The sequence below is a fragment of the Stutzerimonas marianensis genome, assembly GCF_022810315.1.
In the GTDB taxonomy this organism is placed as follows: domain Bacteria; phylum Pseudomonadota; class Gammaproteobacteria; order Pseudomonadales; family Pseudomonadaceae; genus Stutzerimonas; species Stutzerimonas marianensis.
Genome location: NZ_JALGRD010000013.1, coordinates 69,647 through 87,797 on the forward strand (window position 1 = coordinate 69,647; position 18,151 = coordinate 87,797).

Here is an 18,151-nt window from a genome sequence, read left to right on the forward strand (position 1 = left end):
GTTCAGTTGCTCCCAGTCGGCGCCGGCGCATGCGGCGCCAGACGGTCGAGGAAAAGGGTGGCGGCCAGGAGGTCGGCGGCGCCCCCCGGCGAGGCGTTGAGGGCGAGCATGTCGCGATCGAGCAGGCGCAGCTGGCGACGACCGGCGAGGCTGGCGGCACCACCGGCCTCGAGCACGGCGCGGGCACCGGCCTGCATGCGGGTCAGCCCTTCCAGACCGGCGCGATGCAGCACGCAGGTGTCGGTCAGGCTGCTCATGATCGCCAGCAGTGCATCGAGCCTGGCGTTCTGCTCGCCGGCGCCGGCGCGGCGACTGGCCAGGAGCTGCGGCAAGCCGTGCTCGATGACCGCGGGAAAGCCGTGCTGCGCCTGTTCGCGGGCGCCGAGCACGCCGTAGCGACGGCAGACCCGCGCGCCATGGCTGTCCGGGTTGTGCGGCGCGGCCGGGTCGTCCAGCCGCGCCAGGGCGGCCGCGCTGGCGGCGATCCCGCCGGCCGAAGCGCCGCTTTCCAGCATGGCCGCCGCGCTGAGCAGCCCCAGCGCCCAGATCGCGCCGCGATGGGTGTTGACCCCGGCGGTGACGCGCAGCATCTCCGCTTCGCCGTCGCGGCCCAGCTGGCCGAGGGTTTCACGCAGCGCCTGGCTGACCCGACCTTCGCTCCGCGCGGCATCGGCCATGGCGGCGAACGCCGGCCACAGCGACTGCGCCGAGGCGTGCATCAGCCCCAGGTGCAGATCGCTGTGCGCGCCACTGCCGCGTCGGTCGACCAGCCCCGGCTTGGGCGACAGATCGGCCTCGTCGACCAGCGCCTGCACCGCCAGATCGGCCAGGCGCTCGGCCGCGGACGGCGCCTGTCGTGCAATGAGTGCGCTCATCACCAGCTCCTGAACTTGGCAGGCGGGTTGTAGAGGCCGCCGGACCACTCCACCAGCTCGGCAATGCTCTTGGCGGCGAGCAGTTCGCGGGTGGCGTCGTTACGGCGGATGCCGAGGTCTTCCGGCAGGGCGATCAGCCCCTCGCGGCGCATGCGCTCGGTGTCCTTCGGGTTGTGCCGCAAACCGATGCTGGTAACACCGGCCACCGCGGCGATCATCGCCTGGCGTTCTTCCAGCGAGCGGGCCTTGTACAGGTAGGCGATGCCTTCCTCGGTGAGCAAATGGGTGACGTCGTCGCCGTAGATCATGATCGGCGCCAGCGGCATGCCGCTCTTCTTCGCCACCTCCACCGCGTCGAGCTGCTCGACGAAGGTGGGTTTGCCGCCTTCCTGGAAGGTCTCGACCATCTGCACCACGAGCTTCTTGCCGCGCTCGAGCATGGTCACCGGGGCCTCGCCGCCGGGCATGGCCATGTCCAGCCAGGCCGGAGTCGGATGGCGGCGACCGCGCGGGTCGTGGCCCATGTTCGGCGCACCGCCGAAACCGGCCAGGCGGCCGCGGGTGACGGTGGAGGAATGCCCATCACCATCGACCTGCAGGGTGGCGCCGATGAACAGGTCCACGGCGTATTGCCCGGCCAGCTGGCACATCATGCGGTTGGAGCGCATCGAGCCGTCGCGGCCGGTGAAGAACACGTCCGGGCGCTGGGCGATGTAGTTCTCCATGCCCAGCTCTGTGCCGAAGCAATGCACGCTTTCGACCCAGCCAGTCTCGATCGCCGGGATCAGCGTCGGGTGCGGGTTGAGCGTCCAGTTGCGGCAGATCTTGCCTTTCAGGCCGAGGGATTCGCCGTAGGTGGGCAGGATCAGCTCGATGGCGGCGGTGTTGAAGCCGATGCCGTGGTTGAGCGACTGCACGTTGTGTTTTTCGTAGATGCCGCGGATCGCCATCATCGCCATCAGCACGTGCACCGGCTTGATGTGGCGCGGGTCGCGGGTAAACAGCGGCTCGATGTAGAAGGGCTTGTCCGCCACCACGACGAAATCGACCCAGCTCGCCGGGATGTCCACGCGCGGCAGCTCGTCGACGATCTCGTTGACCTGGACGATGACGATGCCGTCGCTGAAGGCGGTCGGCTCGACCAGCGCCGGGGTGTCTTCGGTGCTGGGGCCGGTGTAGATGTTGCCGTGGCGGTCGGCCTGGAAGCCGGCCACCAGCGCGACGTTGGGGATCAGGTCCACCAAGAGGCGCGAGTAGAGTTCGATGTAGGTGTGGATGGCGCCGACTTCCAGCAGGCCGTCCTCGAGCAGCTGGCTGATGCGCAGGCTCTGCGGGCCGGCGAAGGAGAAGTCGAGCTTGCGCGCGATCTGCCGCTCGAACAGATCCAGATGCTCGGCGCGGCTGACGCTCGGCATGATCATGTGCAGGTCGTGCAGCTTGCCGGGGTCGGCCTTGGCCAGGGAGCGGGAGAGGAAGTCCGCCTGCTTCTGGTTGTTGCCCTCGAGCACCACCCGGTCGCCAGGGGCGATCAGCAGTTCCAGGGCCTCGACGATCCGCTCGCTGGGCAGTACCACGCCATCGGCGAGGCTCTGCACCTGATCGAGACGACGGGCTTTTTCAGCGCGACGACGCGACCACTGCGGCGGTGGGGAGATTGTTGTTGTCATGGCGACTCCACAGGTTTTCCGCTTTGTGGAGCGCACAGTAGGGAGGTGACCGAGGGGTCATCAATCAAGCTGCGCCGCGCTTCGTTACGCTGAGGTTAACGATGCGGCAAGAACGGGCCCTACAACCAGCCGAGCGTGATCGCCGCGAGCAGCAGATAGCGCCCGCCTTTGGCCAGAGTCACCAGCAGGAGGAAACTCCACAGCGGTTCGCGCAGGGTTCCGGCAATGACGGTGATCGGGTCGCCGATGATCGGCACCCAGCTCAGCAGCAGCGACCAGCGCCCGTAACGGTGGTACCTTCGCTGCGCCCGTTCGAGCTGCCCGTCGCTGACCGGGAACCAGCGTTTGTGGCGCAACCGCTCGATCGAGCGCCCCAGCAGCCAGTTCACCAGCGATCCGAGCACGTTACCCAGGGTGGCGACCAGCAGCAGCGCTGCGGCCGGCTGCGCTCCGTGCAACAGCAGCCCGACCAGCACCGCCTCGGATTGCGCCGGCAGTAGCGTGGCCGCGGCAAAGGCGGCGCCGAACAGGCCCAGGTAGGCGGAAAACTCGAACATGGAATCGGGATGGTCAGGTCGCGGAGGTTTGGCATCTGCGCCGCAGGCGACGAGAATGGCGCGGCGCCGGATACGGCGTCACGACGGTAGCAGAGGATTGGGATGAAAGGCAGGTTGATCTACCTCATCGGCCCCTCCGGTTCGGGCAAGGACAGCGTTCTCGAGGCCGCACGCGAAGCGCTGCAGGCGCGCGGGGTACGCATTGCACGGCGCGTCATCACGCGTTCGGCCGAGGCCGTGGGAGAATCCGCCGAAGCCGTCAGCCACGACGAATTCGATCGCCTGGAAGCCAATGGCGCCTTTGCGCTGAGCTGGCGCGCCAACGAGCTGGCCTATGGCATCCCGGCACAGATCGACCAATGGCTGGCGGCCGGTGACGATGTGCTGGTCAACGGCTCGCGCGGCTATCTCGAACAGGCCCGCCAGCGCTATCCAGGGCTGCTCGCGGTGCTGCTGCATGTGCAGCCGGAGGTGCTGCGCCAGCGTCTGCTCACGCGCAACCGCGAATCACCGGAGCAGATCGAAGGGCGCCTGGCGCGCAATGCCCGCTTCGACGACACGCTGGACGGGGTCGTTTCACTGGACAATTCCGGCGAGCTCCGGACCACGGTCCAGGCGCTGCTGGACATCATCGAAGGTTAACGCCCCGGCTGCGGACGAAATCCCGGCACGCCACTGGGGCGGTCGACCCGCCCGGCTGGCTGAGTGCAATTCAGGTCGCGGAAGGGCTGGCCGCTGAGCAACTCCCAGCCATGACCCGGCGGGGTCTGCCGGCAGATAACCGTGCCATCGGCCTTGCTCTGCCATTGGTAATACGGCGCCGGGGCGGCGGAGGCTAACAGGGGCAAGGACAGGCTGATCGCGAGGAAGGCGGCACGCATGGTTCGGGCTTCAGATAAAAGTCGCACCACTCTAGCCGCATCCTTTCATCACGCAAGCGTGACTGGTCGGGATGGCTTGGTGCGCCAGATGCCAACTCGCTGGCTCCTGCATGCGCGGCGGCTCAACAAGCGAAGCTGGCCCCGGGTGGGAGACCGTTCAAGCCCAGATCAGTACCAGACCTTCTCTGCCTCGCGCATGAAGATCTCGACGGTCTTGGGGCCAACACCGTCGAACTCGCCCAGCCGCCTCTCCAGCTCCTTGCGGTCCTGGCTCTGCTCGCGAAGGGTGCCGAGTTTCCCGCCATATTCCTCGTTGAGCTTGGCACACAGCTTGAGCAGCCGGTCGGCGGTGGATTCGTCATACCGGACGTAATGCCCCTCGCCGAGCATGTCCACCAGCTCCTGCCAGCTGCAATTGCAGAGCTTCCTGGGGGTATCGCGCTTGTGCTTGTCGACGATGACACGATAGGCCTCGGCGGCAATGTCCTGCTGGATTCGCTTGCCGAACAGGAAGCTGGCGAGAAACCACTTGAACAACTCACCTTCACCCCGGCTGACATCGATACCGAGTTCGTTCGCGCTGATCTCACGAGTCATACGTGCTCCGGAAGGGCTTGCTTCCCAGTTGCGACGCCTCGACGTGACTCGGGTTCGCATCGGCGCCAACCGGTCATCGGCAAGAAACCGCCTATGCGACGAAAGGCATAAGCGAGTTCTTGCCACTAATGGCCTCGCATACCGTTAAACTGCCCGACGCAGAGCCGTCAGCCATGATGGCACGGCTCGTGCTACTGCTAATCTGCCCGATGCGATGACTACGACAAGAAAAGCCGCACAGCGCCCTTTTGCTTTCCCCTGGAAAGCGTTCCCGCCGCCGTCTCTCTTTTCTTGTCCGCCTGCAGCATGACTGTGCAGGTCATCTATCGTCAGTTCTGCAAACCAATAAAAACGAATGGAGAGACACCATGAGATTGAGCAAACGCTTCAGCCTGTTCGCTGCCGCAGCGGCCTTCACCGCCAGCACTGCCGCCGTGGCCGCACCGACTTTCATCAACATCCTCACCGGCGGCACCAGCGGCGTGTACTACCCGATCGGCGTGGCGATCTCCCAGCTGTACAGCAAGGGCATCGAAGGCTCGAAGACCTCCGTGCAGGCCACCAAAGCCTCGGTCGAGAACCTCAATCTCCTGCAAGCCGGCCGCGGCGAGCTGGGTTTTGCCCTGGGTGACTCGGTCGCTGACGGCTGGAACGGCGTGGAAGAAGCCGGCTTCAAGGCACCGCTGAAGAAGCTGCGCGCCATCGGCGGCGCCTACCCGAACTACATCCAGATCGTTGCCAGTCAGGAATCGGGCATCAAGACGCTGGCCGACCTCAAGGGCAAGTCGATCTCCGTCGGCGCGCCGAAGTCCGGCACCGAGCTCAACGCCCGCGCCATCCTCAAGGCCGCAGGCCTGAGCTACGAGGACATGGGCAAGGTCGAGTACCTGCCGTTCGCCGAGTCGGTCGAGCTGATCAAGAACCGCCAGCTGGACGCCACCCTGCAGTCGGCCGGCCTGGGCATGGCCGCTATTCGCGACCTGGCGGCCACCATGCCGCTGAACTACGTCGAGATTCCTGAAGACGTGGTCACCAAGATCAACAACGCTGCCTATCAGGCCGCGAAGATCCCGGCCGGCACCTATGACGGCCAGGAAGCGGACGTTCCGACCGTGGCCATCACCAACATCCTGGTGACACACGAGGGCGTGTCGGATGACGTCGCCTACCAGATGGCCAAGCTGCTGTTCGAAAACCTTGACCAGCTGGGCAATGCGCATTCGGCGGCCAAGGACATCAAGCTGGAAAATGCCACCAAGGCGCTGCCGATCCCGCTGCATCCGGGCGCCGAGCGTTACTACAAGGAAGTCGGCGCGCTCTGAGCACGCCAGGGGCAGCATGCCTGCTGCCCCCTTTTTAGGGCCATGGACGCTCAGCGTCCATGGTTTCACAGATCCGAACCCAAAGAGACGCTAGCAAAACCAGCGTGAACACACGGCAGGTTTTGTTAGCGGCTCTACGCGACCACGCTTTATCAGCTCGAGGCATTTCATGAGCGAACTACAACAAGAGGAAGGCCTGGCAGGTAGCGCAGCCGACTGGCCGAAGACACTGTTCTACGTCGCCCTGCTGTTTTCCGTCTACCAGATCATCATGGCGGCGTTCCATCCGGTATCGAGTCAGGTACTGCGCGCCGGGCACGTCGGCTTTTTGCTGATGCTGGTCTTTCTCAGCTTCCCTGCCAAAGGCAACGGGCGCCCCTGGCAACCGCTGGCCTGGGTACTGGCGCTGGTCGGCATGGGGACCGCTCTCTACCAGTGGTACTTCGAAGGCGACCTGATTCAACGCTCGGGCGACCTGACCACCTTCGACTTCGTTGTCGGCGTCGTGCTGATCGCGCTGGTGTTCGAGGCCGCCCGCCGGGTCATGGGCATCGCCCTGCCGATCATCTGCGGGTTGTTCCTGGCCTATGGCCTGCTTGGCCAATATCTGCCGGGGGATCTTGCTCACCGCGGCTACGGCCTGGATCAGCTGGTGAACCAACTGGCGTTCGGCACCGAAGGCCTCTACGGCACGCCAACCTACGTTTCGGCGACCTACATCTTCCTGTTCATTCTGTTTGGCGCGTTTCTCGAACAGGCGGGCATGATCAAACTGTTCACCGATTTCGCCATGGGCCTGTTCGGCCACAAGCTCGGCGGTCCGGCCAAGGTATCGGTGGTCTCTTCTGCACTGATGGGCACCATCACCGGCTCCGGTGTGGCCAACGTGGTCACCACGGGCCAGTTCACCATCCCGCTGATGAAGCGCTTCGGCTATCGCCCGGCCTTCGCCGGTGGCGTAGAAGCCACCTCGTCGATGGGTAGCCAGATCATGCCGCCGGTGATGGGCGCCGTGGCCTTCATCATGGCCGAAACCATCAACGTACCCTTCGTCGAAATCGCCAAGGCGGCGCTGATCCCGGCATTGCTGTATTTCGGCTCGACCTTCTGGATGGTCCACCTTGAAGCCAAGCGCGCCAACCTGCGCGGCCTGCCGAAAGACCAATGCCCGAGCGCCATGGCGGCGGTGAAAGAACGCTGGTACCTGCTGATTCCGCTGGCTGTGCTGGTCTACCTGCTGTTTTCGGGCCGCACGCCGATGTTTGCCGGAACCATTGGCCTGGCCCTCACGGCAATCGTGATCCTCGGCTCGGCGATCATCCTCAAGGTCTCATCCTTCGGCCTGCGGATCGCATTCTGGATCGCACTGGGGCTGTTGTGCGCTGGCTTCTTCCAGCTCGGCATCGGCGTGATCTTCGGTGTCATCGCCGCACTGGTGGCCGTTTGCTGGTTCATCAAGGGGGGCCGCGACACGCTGGTGATCTGCCTGCACGCGCTGGTCGAAGGTGCTCGGCACGCCGTACCGGTCGGTATCGCCTGCGCCCTGGTGGGTGTGATCATCGGCGTGGTGTCGCTGACCGGCGTGGCGTCGACCTTTGCCGGCTACATCCTGGCCGTTGGCGAGAACAATCTGTTCCTGTCACTGGTCCTGACGATGCTGACCTGTCTGGTATTGGGCATGGGTATTCCCACCATCCCCAACTACATCATCACCAGTTCGATTGCCGCGCCGGCCTTGCTGGATCTGGGCGTGCCGCTGATCGTCTCGCACATGTTCGTCTTCTACTTCGGCATCATGGCTGACCTTACCCCGCCAGTGGCGCTGGCCTGTTTTGCAGCTGCGCCAATCGCCAAGGAGAGCGGCTTGAAGATCAGCTTCTGGGCGGTGCGGATCGCAGTTGCCGGCTTCGTGATGCCATTCATGGCGGTCTATGAGCCGGCATTGATGATGCAGGGCGACAGTTATCTGACGACGCTCTACATGGTGTTCAAGGCGGCGTTCGCGATCGGTCTGTGGGGCGCTGTCTTCACCGGCTACCTGCAGCGCTCGATGAGCTGGTGGGAGCGCATCCTGGCGTTTGCTGCCGGTGCCGCAATGATCGCCTCGGTGCCCATCAGCGATGAAATTGGCTTCGGTCTGGGCGCGATCTTCCTGATCCAGCACTACTGGCGGGCCCGCCGGGCTGAGCCAGCGACGGCGTGATCGGACTCTGTCTGGGACTGGCCGGGGTGGTGTGGGCGCAGGTGCCCACCGATGACTTCACCCTGGCCTGGAACCACACGATCGAGAAGATCCGCTGGGAAGAGGATTACCGTGTCACGCCGGACGGGCTACTGCTCGGCGAGGCGCGGGTCCGGGGTTCTGGTGCCGGGATGGAAATCCCGGATGACGCCGAACTGCGTAACGGGGCCTGGCACTACCAGCGCCAGATGCCGCCGTTGCAACCCCTGCGTGTGGGGCGAACCCCCGAGGCAGGGGATTACCAACTGTGTTTCGACCAGCGTTGCCACGCCCTGAGCGAATGGCTCGGCCCGCCACAAGCGGACCGGCCCGCGCTGGAACTCTGGAGCTGCTCCGCTGGCTCTACCTGATGCGACGCATGGCCCCACGGGGCACATGCGCCCGCATCACCTTTCCTCGTCACGACCGTCACCCGCCAGGCCTGGCGCAGGTTCAGCAGTCGTACATTAGGTCCCTGCAGTAGCACTGATAGCGATGGCGACAGCCATCGTCGGCCAGCTTGTTCAGATTCAGACGCCCGCCGACGCCGCCCAGGCCGACACGCGACAGTCATAGCCGAGCATGATGTCGAACCGCGTGGAGGATGGACGCGCAGGTGTTCCATGAAAGGCCCCGTCCGCGCAGCGACGCCAACGACCCTCAACATAACGCTGCGGCGCGGACACTTGGGTGACGAAGCCGATTTATCGACTAGGCTGGGGAGGTCCATCACAAAGGAGCCAAACATGAGAACCGCGCTGACCGTCGCCCTCCTGGCCGCCCTGGCTCTGCCCGTTCAGGCCGCCGAGATGCTGCCCGGGCTCTGGGAATTTTCCAGTGAGGATATGGAGGTCGATGGCATGCAGATGCCCGGCATGGCGGAAATGCTCGAGCAAATGCAGGCGCTGCCGCCGGAACAGCAGGCGATGATGAAGGAAATGCTGGCCGAACAAGGCTTGCAGATGAGCGAAACCGGAGTCCGCATGTGCCTGAGTCAGGCCCAGATCGCGGCGCGAGAGCTACCGTTTCAGGACGAGCCCGGCTGTACGCAGGAGATTACCGAGCAGACGGACGACCGCTGGCGGTTCAGGTTCGAGTGCCCCGACGCCAAGGGCAGCGGCGAAACCCGACTCGTCAGCGACCGAGAGGTTCGCAGCACCATAGAATCCGAGTACCGCGTCGGCGATCAGCAAGGCACCAGCCGCATGGCTTCCCATGGGCGCTGGCTAGGAACGGATTGCGGCGAGCTCGAGCCCCGCTCCTGAGTTCCACGTGGAACTCAGGGCACGTCGCCTTCCCACTTCCCCGCGCTGTTCTGTTCGCAAGCCGGCGCGAGGAAACGTGCGTCGCTGGCAACACCGTAGTAATGAATATCCTGTCGATACGGCATATTCGACACCTGGGCGTCACGACACACGCCAAAAGCCCCCTCAGGGCACTGTTCGACGAAACGGACCTCGACCTCCTGCCCTTTCAGGTCCGGCTGGCAAAAACCGGAACGGAAGAGTTCGGCTGGAATCGTACGGTTCTCCTGGCACACCTTGACCTCGATCCGGTCGTCCTGGCTGTGCACGATGCAGCCTTCGGCCAGCGCCTGCCCCGCCACGGCCAACCCCACGAACAAACATACGGAACGCAGCACCTTCATCCCCCTCTCTGGACGTGCGACTCTAGCATGCGCGACTCGCCTGCCGCTTTCGACCACATCTGATCGTGCTACCAACGCCCATGCTTCAGCAAATTCCGACCCATTTGATCACCGGCCCGCTGGGTGCCGGCAAGACCAGCCTGATTCGCTCGCTGCTCCAGCAGAAACCGGCAGACGAGCGCTGGGCGGTGCTGATCAACGAGTTCGGCCAGATCGGTCTGGATTCCGCGCTGTTGACCACGGACACGGCCGGGATCAGTCTGGCCGAGATCGCCGGGGGCTGCCTATGTTGCGTCAACGGCGCGCCTTTCCAGGTCGGCCTCACTCGCCTGCTGCGCCAGGCCAGGCCGCATCGCCTGCTGCTCGAGCCGTCCGGGCTCGGTCACCCGGCGGACCTGCTGAAGCAGCTGGCCATGCCCCCGTGGCAGACAGTGCTGAGGCTGCAACCACCCGTGGCCGTACTCGACGCGCCGGCGCTGCTCAACGGCTCGCCGCTACCCGAAAGCCAGACGCAGGCGCTGCCGCACTGCGGGCTACTGATCATGAACAAGAGCGAGCACCTGGACGCCAGGCAACGCCAGCAGCTGGCGGCCTCCCTGCCAGCCCGCCCGATTCGCTGGACGGTGCAGGGTCATCTTGACCTGGCCGCATTGCCGGGTATCGATCAGCAGGCCGGAACCTCTGGAATCCCCCTACCCTTGCCTATCGGCCCTACCGCGCCGGGCAGTCTCTGGCTGGATCCGTCCCGGCCCCTTTGCCAGGCCCAGGGCAACGCGGATGGCTGGAGCATCGGCTGGCGTTGGCACCCCGGCCAACGGTTCAGTCAGCAACGGGTCGAGGCATGGCTCGCCACCCTGCCGTGGCGGCGTGCCAAATTGATCCTCCAGGACGACGACGGTGGCTACTCCGCCAACGCCCTCGACGGCCAGCCCCTTCGATTCGAGCGCAGCGCATGGCGCAGGGACTCGCGCGTCGAACTGATCTTCAGCCAGCCTCAGGACGAGGCGGCCCTGAGCGCAGCCCTCGCTGCCTGCCGCCGCTAGCGCCGGGATCAATCACCCCGGCGGCGCCATTCGTCGAGCTGGATGACCTGGCCCTGATCGGCGCGTGGGTGGAAGGGATGCGCTTCCAGTTCGATCGGCCCCGGGCGGGCGCCGAACATCACGATACTGCCTTGATGACGCTGCTCCCCGGTCACGGTGAACTCGAAACCGTAGATCCGCGCCAGCCGCCGCTGTCGGCGCGCGTCGCGCACCAGCCCGATCCGCCGGAAGGCGACATTGCCATCGAGCAACTCGATGTCCTGCGTCTGACAATGCCGCCGGACCGCCGCCAGCGCGCGCTCTCGTATGCCATGCGAATGCCATAGCCAGGCCGCGGCCGACATCAGCAGCAGGAACAGGAAAAGGTTGCCCAGGGTGATCATGCCGGGCCCACGGAACAGGGAGCGATGGGCATGCGCCTCAGCTCTCCAGCCAGACGTCGCGCGCCCAATGCCATACCGATTCCCAGCTCTGGTCGGTCAGCTCGTGCTCGTCGCCGTCGAACAACATGACCTCGCCTTCCAGATCGACCACATAGTAGTCCGGGCCGTCCTGGCATATCGGCAGCAGATCACGCGGCACGCCAGCGTCCCAGGCATTGGCCGCCACCTCCGGCAGGTAGGTATGCGATTGCGGATCGACAGCCGTCACCGGTTCCAGTCGACCGTAGACGACGTCGCTGACCAGCAGCAGGAACTCGCGCAAACCGTACGGCAGGTTGATCAGCAACTCCTCTTCGACCTCGACCAGTCGGTCATCGTCTGGCAGCTCCAACGGCACAGGAACCGGCTCGTTGAGTTCGCGCAGTTGCTCGATCACTTCTTCCATGACAGTCCCCCTTCGACAGTCGCCAGGAATGCGCCGTTTATACAAGCCCTTGCATTGGCGAGCCAGCCCCAGTCGCGCTAAAGTGGCCGTCGCCCGAAAAACGGCAACATCGCCGCGCCAACTATTGGCCAGCGCGCCGGAATGCCTGGGCACAGCGACCGCCCTCGGTGCCCGCTCGCCGCATTCTGCCCGCTCGGGCACGACAGGAGATACTGTGGCATCCATCGAAGACCGCGACCCGCTCGCCGACGCCATCGCCCAATGCGGTGATGAGCCCATCCATATTCCCGGCAGCATCCAGCCCCATGGTTTCCTGCTGGCGCTCAGCGAACCCGACCTGACCGTCGTTCATGCCAGCGAGAACGTAGAGCATTGGATTGGCGTACCGGCCGTAGCGCTGCTGGGGCGCCGGCTGCCGGATCTGATCGGCGACTGCGGCTTTTCCGAACGGCTGGCGACACTGGCCGGCGACGACCACAACCCCTTTCACCTGAGCGATATCAGCTTTCGCATCGAGGGTCAGGCCGCGCACCGGCCGCTGGCCCTGATGGCGCATCGTTTCAAGGGCCAGTTGATCGTCGAATTCGAGGACACCGGGAGCTCGGGTGCCGCCTACGACGCGCTCTACCCGCTGATGCGGACCTTTGTCGTGCAGCTTCAGGAAGCCCAGGAGCTGAACTACATCTGCGAGCTGGCGGTGCGCGAGGTCAAGCGCATCACCGGCTTCGGGCGGGTCAAGGCGTACCGATTCGATGAACAGGGCAACGGCCTGGTGCTGGCCGAAGAGGCGGATGAAGGCTATCCCCGCTATCTGGGCCTGTGCTTCCCGGCCTCGGACATTCCGCCCCAGGCGCGTCAGCTGTACTGCAACAATCTGGTCCGGGTGATCCAGGACGCGAATTACCAGCCGTCTGCCATCGTGCCGACCCTCAATCCCGACGGCCAACCGCTGGACCTGAGCTTCGCTTCGCTGCGCAGCGTCTCGCCGGTGCACCTGCAGTACATGCGCAACATGGGCACCCTCGCGTCGATGTCGGTGTCCATCGTCATCCAGGGCAAGCTCTGGGGTCTGATTTCCTGCCACGACGCCCAGCCCCGTGCGGTCTCCTACCAGACGCGCACGGCTTGCGAACTACTCGCCCGTATCCTGTCGCTGCAGATCGAAGCCAAGGAGGCGGCGGCGCTCGCCCAGCGCAAGCTGGAACTGCGTCGGCAGATCGTCGAACTGCTGTCGTGCATGGCCGACCGCGACAGCGTGGTGGAAGGGTTCCTCAGCCAACCGCAGGTGGTGCTCGAATTCGCCGAAGCCTGCGGCGGGGCCATCGTTTCCGGCGAGCGCTACGAAACCGTCGGCGATACACCGCCCACCGCGCTGCTGGCGCGCCTGACGCAATGGCTGGCACATCAGAGCGAGATGGCGGTGTTCAGCACGCATAACGTCGGGCGCGACGTGCCCGCGATTCCGGAACTGGCCGAGCACTGCGCCGGCGTTCTGGCGATCCCGATCTCCCGCCTGCATCCCCACTACCTCATCTGGTTCCGTCGTGAACAGGTCAAGACGGTTAGCTGGGCAGGCCAGCCGGAAAAACGCATCGATCTCGAACGCGGTAGCCTGTCGCCACGCAACAGCTTCGAGGTCTGGCAGGAAACCCTGCGCGGTTTCGCCGAGCCCTGGCAGCCGGTGGTGGTGGAAGGCGCGCTGGAGCTGCGCACCGCCGTGCTGGGCATCGTCCTGCGCAAGGCCGAGGAGATGGCGCAACTGGCCGGGGAATTGCGCGAAAGCAACAAGGAACTGGAGTCCTTCTCCTACAGCGTGTCCCACGACCTGCGCGCGCCGCTGCGGCACATCGCCGGTTACGCCGAACTGCTGGGCGAGCTCGAAGGTGACAAGCTGACCGAACGCGGCCTGCGCTTTCTCGACAACATCGGCGATGCCGCCCGTTTCGCCGGCACGCTGGTCGACAATCTGCTGAGCTTCTCGCAGATGGGCCGCGCGGCGCTGCGCCTGTCGGACGTCAACCTGACCGCTCTGGTCGAATCCATCCGTCAGGAAATGGCCCCCGATTGCGAAGGTCGCCAGATAGAATGGCGGGTTCATCCGATGCCGGTCGTGATTGCCGATGCCGCCTTCATCCATATGGCGCTGCGCAATCTCATATCCAACGCCATCAAATACAGCCGCAAGCGCGAGCAGGCGGTCATCGAAATCGGAGCCGAGGAGCGCGCCGAAGAGGTCATCGTTTACGTGCGCGACAACGGCGTCGGTTTCAACATGCAATACGCCAACAAGCTCTTCGGCGTCTTCCAGCGGCTGCACCGGATGGAAGAATTCGAGGGCACCGGAATCGGGTTGGCGAGCGTGCGCCGGATCATCGAACGACACGATGGTCAGGTCTGGGCAGACGGCCAGGTGAATCAGGGCGCGACCTTCTTCTTTTCACTTCCCAGGCTCACTTACGCATCACCCATTTAAAAACGGGATCCGCTCATGCTCAAACCCATTCTGCTGGTAGAAGACAATCCTCATGACCTCGAGCTGACCCTTGTGGCGCTCGAACGCAGCCAGCTGGCCAATGAAGTGATCGTGATGCGCGACGGGGCCGAAGCGCTCGACTACCTGCTGCGCCGCAACGACCACAGCGGCCGCGCCGATGGCAATCCTGCCGTATTGCTGCTGGACCTCAAGCTGCCCAAGGTGGACGGGCTGGAGGTGCTCAAGACGGTACGCGAGACCACCGAGCTGCGCTCCATTCCGGTGGTAATGCTGACCTCCTCACGCGAAGAGCCCGATCTGGTGAGAGCCTATGAACTCGGGGTGAACGCTTACGTGGTCAAGCCGGTCGAATTTCGCGATTTCGTCGCCGCCATCTCCGACCTGGGCGTGTTTTGGGCCGTGCTCAACGAGCCACCGCCCGGCTCGTTGCGCCTGCGACGCCATCGGCGCGAACGCAAGTCCGAAGACGAGCCGAGCTGACAGCCAGGCGCTCTACACGACTCCTCTCTAGCAGTGCGGTTCCAAAGACAGGATGGTTATGCCGGCGACAAAACAAATCAGCGTCCTGTTCGTGGAAGACAGTCCGCACGATGCCGAGCTCGCGCTCGTGACCCTCGAGCGCAGCGGCTACGTCATCGATGCCGAAATCGTTTTCGACCATTCCGGGGTCGTCGAGGCACTGCAGCGCCGCCGCTTTGACCTGATCCTTTCGGATTTCATCCTGCCCGGCTATTCCGGCAGCCTGGCCCTTCAGGAAGCACGTCGGCTGGCACCGCAGACGCCGTTCATCTTTCTGTCCGGGGTGTTCGGCGAGGAACACGCGGTCGACATGATGCGGTCCGGCGCGATCGACTACGTCCTCAAGCAAAATCTCAAATTCCTGCCCAAGGCGGTCGAGCGAGCCCTCAGCGAGGTTCAGGAGCGGCTGGGTCGCCTGCGTGCCGAGGAGACGCTGCGTGAGGTCGAGGTACGCGCGCGGCTGGCGATCGATGCCGCCGGGCTCGGCATGTGGGATTACGAGCCTGGCACTGGCCGGTTGATCCTCGACCATCGCTGTCGCGCCATGCTCGGGATCGCCCTCGATGCACCGGTGGACCTGGCCACGCTGGCAGCGATCTGCCATCCGGACGACGTCGGTGCCATGCGTAAACGGGTCCGCCAGGCCACGGATCCGCAGGGCGACCGGGAATTCACGGTCGACTGCCGCATCCTGCTCGATGACGGCCAGATCCGCTGGATCGAAACACGTGGCCAAGGTTTTTTCGAGAACGGCGCGTGCAAGCGCTTCATCGGCGTGGTGATGGATATCACCGAGCAAAAGCTGGCCACCGAGGCCCTCCAGCGGCTGAACGAGACGCTTGGCGAGCGCGTCGAGGCGCGCACGCGCGAGCGTGATCGGACCTGGGAACTGTCGCGCGACCTGCTCGCCGTCACGCGTTTCGATACCTCGGTCGTCGCCCTGAACCCGGTCTGGGAAGACACCCTCGGCTGGCCCCGCGAGGACCTGCTCGGCACCACGCTCTGGTCGCTGGTCCACCCGGACGACCAACGCGCCACGAGTGCGGAGACCGCGCGTATCCGCGAAGGCCAGTTCACCGACCGCTTCGTCAATCGCATGCAGCACCGCGACGGCTCCTACCGCTGGCTATCCTGGACCGCCGTGCCCGACGCCGGAATGATCTATGCTGCCGGGCGCGACATCACCAGCGAGATCGCCGCCGTCGACCGCCTGGCCGCGGCCAACCGCGAATTGGTCGAGCAGATCAAGGAGCGCGAGCGGATCGAGGCCACCCTGCAGCAGATGCAGCGTCTGGAAGCCGTCGGCCAGCTCACCGCGGGGGTCGCGCACGACTTCAACAACCTGCTGACCGTCATCCTGACCAGCGCCAGCTTCCTGCGTAATGACCTGGAACGAGGCGCGCCACTGGAAAAGGCGCTGAGCCGCCTGCAATACATCCAGGAATCGGGCGAACGCGGCGCCACGCTCACCGGTCAGTTGCTGGCTTTCGCCCGGCGCCAGCAGCTCGCACCCAAGGCCGTGGACCTCAACGACACCCTGGTCGGCCTGCTCAGCCTGCTGCACAGCACGCTGGGGGGCTCGGTGACCATCGAGACGGATACCTGCGCCGGCCTCTGGCACGCCCTGGTCGATCCGACCCAGATCGAAATGATCATCCTCAATCTGGCGATCAATGCACGTGACGCCATGGGCTCGGGCGGCTGCCTCACGTTGAGTACAAACAACGCGGTCATCACCTGCGCGCCCGAGCGGGCCGAAGAGCCGGGCCCTGGCGAATATGTCGAGCTGGCGGTGCGCGATACCGGCACCGGAATGAGTGACGAGGTGCTGCAGAAAGCCTTCGAGCCCTTCTTCACCACCAAGGAGGTGGGCAAGGGATCGGGCCTGGGGTTGGCCCAGGTCTTCGGCTTCGCCAAGCAGTCCGGTGGCGGTGCACGCATCGAGACCGAGCTGGGCGTAGGTACCACGGTCAAGGTCTACCTGCCGCGAGTCACGAAGCCGGCCCAGGCGAACCGTCCGCCGGAGGATGATCAGGGGTTGCTGCTGGCCGATGCGTCCACCACCGTCCTGCTGGTCGATGACGATCACAGCGTGCGCGAGGTGACCGCACAGATGCTGCGCAACCTGGGCTATGCGGTGATCGAGGCAGACAGCGGCCGCAAGGTTCTGGAACTGCTGGAACAGGGGACCAACCCGGACCTGCTGCTCGCCGACTTCGCCATGCCGGGCATGAATGGCGGCGAGCTGGCCCGTGCCGTGTTGTCGCGCTTTCCGAAGCTGCCCGTGGTCTTCATCACCGGCTATGCCGAACTGGGCGAGTTGGGCATGGGCAGCACGACCATCATCCAGAAACCCTTCCGCGAAGAGCAGCTGGCGCGCAAGCTCAGCATCGTCCTCAAGGAACACGCGCCGGCCTGATGCAAGACTCCATCCGCCTCCGATTAAGGGCCGCCACCGCCGCGCAGCACGAGCGCGTGGACGCCGCCTTTTCCTCGTACAACCTGGAAGACCAGGCGGGTTATCGGGCCTTTCTGCTGGCGCACCTGCGCGTCGTCCAGCCAGTGGAGGTTGCGCTGGAAAAGTCCGGCATCGCTGCGCTGATCACCGACTGGCCGGCACGCCAACGCAGGCACGCTCTGCTGGCCGATCTCGAAGCGCTCGGCACCGCCGGGCCCGTGACCGAGCCGCTGGCCATCCAGCCTACGCCGGGCTGGTGCCTGGGCGCCTGTTATGTGCTGGAAGGGTCGCGTCTGGGTGGCCGCCTGCTTGCCCGACGCGTCGCCGCCGCCAATCCCGGGGCGCCCCTGCATTATCTCGCTCACAGCGACACCACGCCCTCGTGGCCCGGGTTCCTCGAACAGTTCGAGCAGGGCGCCAAGCAACAGCCATGGGACCAATTGCTGGCCGGCGCAAGGGATTGCTTCGACCTGTTCGTCACCGCCGCGAAGCTCGGCTGACACCTTATTCGCCGCTTTCGGCACTGCGCAGCGTCCCCTGCCCGGTGCCGTCTCGCCCGACCGGTTCGTTGGCGCATGACACAGAGCGAAGCGTGAGCATCGCGGAATCGATCATGCATGCGCGCGTTGGCCTTGCCCTTGAGAGAGCGCCGCCATCAGACCTCCAAGAATCGCCTGGGCCGTATCAAGACGGGCCAGGCGTTCGGCGCGCCAGCCGCTGTGGGATGAAAATAAAGCTTCATCCTAATGCAAACATTAGTGAGGAGGCGGCTGAGCCATCAAAGCCTCAAAAAAACCTTATAATTCAATGGATTGCGTGAAAAAATCCGTGACCAGTTGCATCAGCCAACCTTTGCAGGGAGAGAGACCAAAGACGCTAAAGTATCATCCCAATTTTCGGCCAGCCTTTGGAAACGCCGAAAATAGTGAAAATAAAGTTTCATCCTTACCATGCCTGGTCACTCTTGATCTGCCGGAGCAAGGCAGACAGCGGTGTCATATAGCTCCTTTAAATGGGTATCCGGATTTTTTGGTTGATTGG

19 protein-coding genes are annotated in these 18,151 nt (G+C 64.6%); 11 read left to right on the forward strand and 8 right to left on the reverse strand.

The genetic code is table 11. The annotated features are described in order from the left end of the window. Positions 1 to 2 precede the first annotated feature (2 nt). From MST27_RS20330 to MST27_RS20340, 3 genes are all read right to left on the reverse strand, one after another. Positions 3 to 875 (reverse strand): triphosphoribosyl-dephospho-CoA synthase, encoded by an 873-nt coding sequence (locus MST27_RS20330; RefSeq protein WP_125912589.1) that lies wholly within the window; start codon positions 873 to 875, stop codon positions 3 to 5. Next, positions 875 to 2,542 (reverse strand): malonate decarboxylase subunit alpha, encoded by a 1,668-nt coding sequence (gene mdcA, locus MST27_RS20335; protein ID WP_011915121.1) that lies wholly within the window; start codon positions 2,540 to 2,542, stop codon positions 875 to 877. The genes MST27_RS20330 and mdcA overlap by 1 nt, the downstream gene beginning before the upstream one ends. A 119-nt stretch (positions 2,543 to 2,661) precedes the next feature. Then, positions 2,662 to 3,099, reverse strand: coding sequence for a YqaA family protein (locus MST27_RS20340; protein ID WP_243607745.1), 438 nt, complete (start codon positions 3,097 to 3,099; stop codon positions 2,662 to 2,664). A gap of 102 nt (positions 3,100 to 3,201) precedes the next feature. On the opposite strand from MST27_RS20340, the gene phnN reads away from it, so the two are divergent. After that, positions 3,202 to 3,741, forward strand: coding sequence for a phosphonate metabolism protein/1,5-bisphosphokinase (PRPP-forming) PhnN (gene phnN, locus MST27_RS20345; RefSeq protein ID WP_243607746.1), 540 nt, complete (start codon positions 3,202 to 3,204; stop codon positions 3,739 to 3,741). On the opposite strand, the gene MST27_RS20350 is transcribed toward phnN, so the two are convergent. Beyond that, on the reverse strand, positions 3,738 to 3,980 hold the full coding sequence (locus tag MST27_RS20350) for a hypothetical protein (RefSeq protein WP_243607747.1): 243 nt from the start codon (positions 3,978 to 3,980) through the stop codon (positions 3,738 to 3,740). The genes phnN and MST27_RS20350 overlap by 4 nt on opposite strands. A gap of 168 nt (positions 3,981 to 4,148) precedes the next feature. Continuing rightward, the gene (locus MST27_RS20355; RefSeq protein ID WP_243607748.1) at positions 4,149 to 4,577 is read right to left on the reverse strand and encodes a DNA methylase; all 429 of its coding nucleotides are present in this window, start codon (positions 4,575 to 4,577) and stop codon (positions 4,149 to 4,151) included. 368 nt (positions 4,578 to 4,945) lie between these two features. On the opposite strand from MST27_RS20355, the gene MST27_RS20360 reads away from it, so the two are divergent. From MST27_RS20360 to MST27_RS20375, 4 genes are all read left to right on the forward strand, one after another. Next, positions 4,946 to 5,899, forward strand: a complete 954-nt coding sequence (locus tag MST27_RS20360) for a TAXI family TRAP transporter solute-binding subunit (protein ID WP_243607749.1) — start codon at positions 4,946 to 4,948, stop codon at positions 5,897 to 5,899. Between the two features lie 169 nt (positions 5,900 to 6,068). Further along, positions 6,069 to 8,102, forward strand: coding sequence for a TRAP transporter permease (locus MST27_RS20365; RefSeq protein WP_243607750.1), 2,034 nt, complete (start codon positions 6,069 to 6,071; stop codon positions 8,100 to 8,102). Next, positions 8,099 to 8,491 (forward strand): DUF1850 domain-containing protein, encoded by a 393-nt coding sequence (locus tag MST27_RS20370; protein ID WP_243607751.1) that lies wholly within the window; start codon positions 8,099 to 8,101, stop codon positions 8,489 to 8,491. The genes MST27_RS20365 and MST27_RS20370 overlap by 4 nt, the downstream gene beginning before the upstream one ends. A gap of 375 nt (positions 8,492 to 8,866) precedes the next feature. Continuing rightward, positions 8,867 to 9,385: a DUF3617 domain-containing protein gene (locus MST27_RS20375; RefSeq protein WP_243607752.1), complete on the forward strand. Its 519-nt coding sequence runs from the start codon at positions 8,867 to 8,869 to the stop codon at positions 9,383 to 9,385. A 14-nt stretch (positions 9,386 to 9,399) separates the two neighbouring features. Here the strand turns inward: MST27_RS20375 and MST27_RS20380 are convergent, their stop codons facing one another. Continuing rightward, on the reverse strand, positions 9,400 to 9,768 hold the full coding sequence (locus MST27_RS20380; RefSeq protein WP_243607753.1) for an NADH:ubiquinone oxidoreductase: 369 nt from the start codon (positions 9,766 to 9,768) through the stop codon (positions 9,400 to 9,402). An 80-nt stretch (positions 9,769 to 9,848) separates the two neighbouring features. Between MST27_RS20380 and MST27_RS20385 the strand changes: the two genes are divergently transcribed. Further along, positions 9,849 to 10,811, forward strand: coding sequence for a CobW family GTP-binding protein (locus tag MST27_RS20385; RefSeq protein ID WP_243607754.1), 963 nt, complete (start codon positions 9,849 to 9,851; stop codon positions 10,809 to 10,811). Between the two features lie 8 nt (positions 10,812 to 10,819). Here MST27_RS20385 and MST27_RS20390 read toward each other — a convergent pair whose 3' ends face one another. After that, positions 10,820 to 11,194 carry a DUF3301 domain-containing protein gene (locus MST27_RS20390; protein ID WP_243607755.1) on the reverse strand — a complete coding sequence of 125 codons (375 nt, stop codon included), beginning with the start codon at positions 11,192 to 11,194 and terminating at the stop codon, positions 10,820 to 10,822. A 37-nt stretch (positions 11,195 to 11,231) separates the two neighbouring features. Next, positions 11,232 to 11,639 carry an SMI1/KNR4 family protein gene (locus tag MST27_RS20395; protein WP_243607756.1) on the reverse strand — a complete coding sequence of 136 codons (408 nt, stop codon included), beginning with the start codon at positions 11,637 to 11,639 and terminating at the stop codon, positions 11,232 to 11,234. A gap of 214 nt (positions 11,640 to 11,853) precedes the next feature. Here MST27_RS20395 and MST27_RS20400 point away from each other — a divergent pair, with 214 nt between their 5' ends. From MST27_RS20400 to MST27_RS20420, 5 genes are all read left to right on the forward strand, one after another. After that, the gene (locus MST27_RS20400; protein WP_243607757.1) at positions 11,854 to 14,112 is read left to right on the forward strand and encodes an ATP-binding protein; all 2,259 of its coding nucleotides are present in this window, start codon (positions 11,854 to 11,856) and stop codon (positions 14,110 to 14,112) included. A 15-nt stretch (positions 14,113 to 14,127) separates the two neighbouring features. Further along, the gene (locus MST27_RS20405; RefSeq protein WP_243607758.1) at positions 14,128 to 14,613 is read left to right on the forward strand and encodes a response regulator; all 486 of its coding nucleotides are present in this window, start codon (positions 14,128 to 14,130) and stop codon (positions 14,611 to 14,613) included. A gap of 58 nt (positions 14,614 to 14,671) precedes the next feature. Beyond that, positions 14,672 to 17,071: a response regulator gene (locus MST27_RS20410; RefSeq protein WP_243607759.1), complete on the forward strand. Its 2,400-nt coding sequence runs from the start codon at positions 14,672 to 14,674 to the stop codon at positions 17,069 to 17,071. Beyond that, a complete protein-coding gene (locus tag MST27_RS20415) occupies positions 17,071 to 17,610 on the forward strand; it encodes a biliverdin-producing heme oxygenase (protein WP_243607760.1) in 540 nt (179 codons plus the stop codon). The genes MST27_RS20410 and MST27_RS20415 overlap by 1 nt, the downstream gene beginning before the upstream one ends. A gap of 316 nt (positions 17,611 to 17,926) precedes the next feature. Beyond that, positions 17,927 to 18,151 (forward strand): hypothetical protein (locus MST27_RS20420; RefSeq protein ID WP_243607761.1); only part of this gene is annotated, 225 nt, incomplete at its 3' end.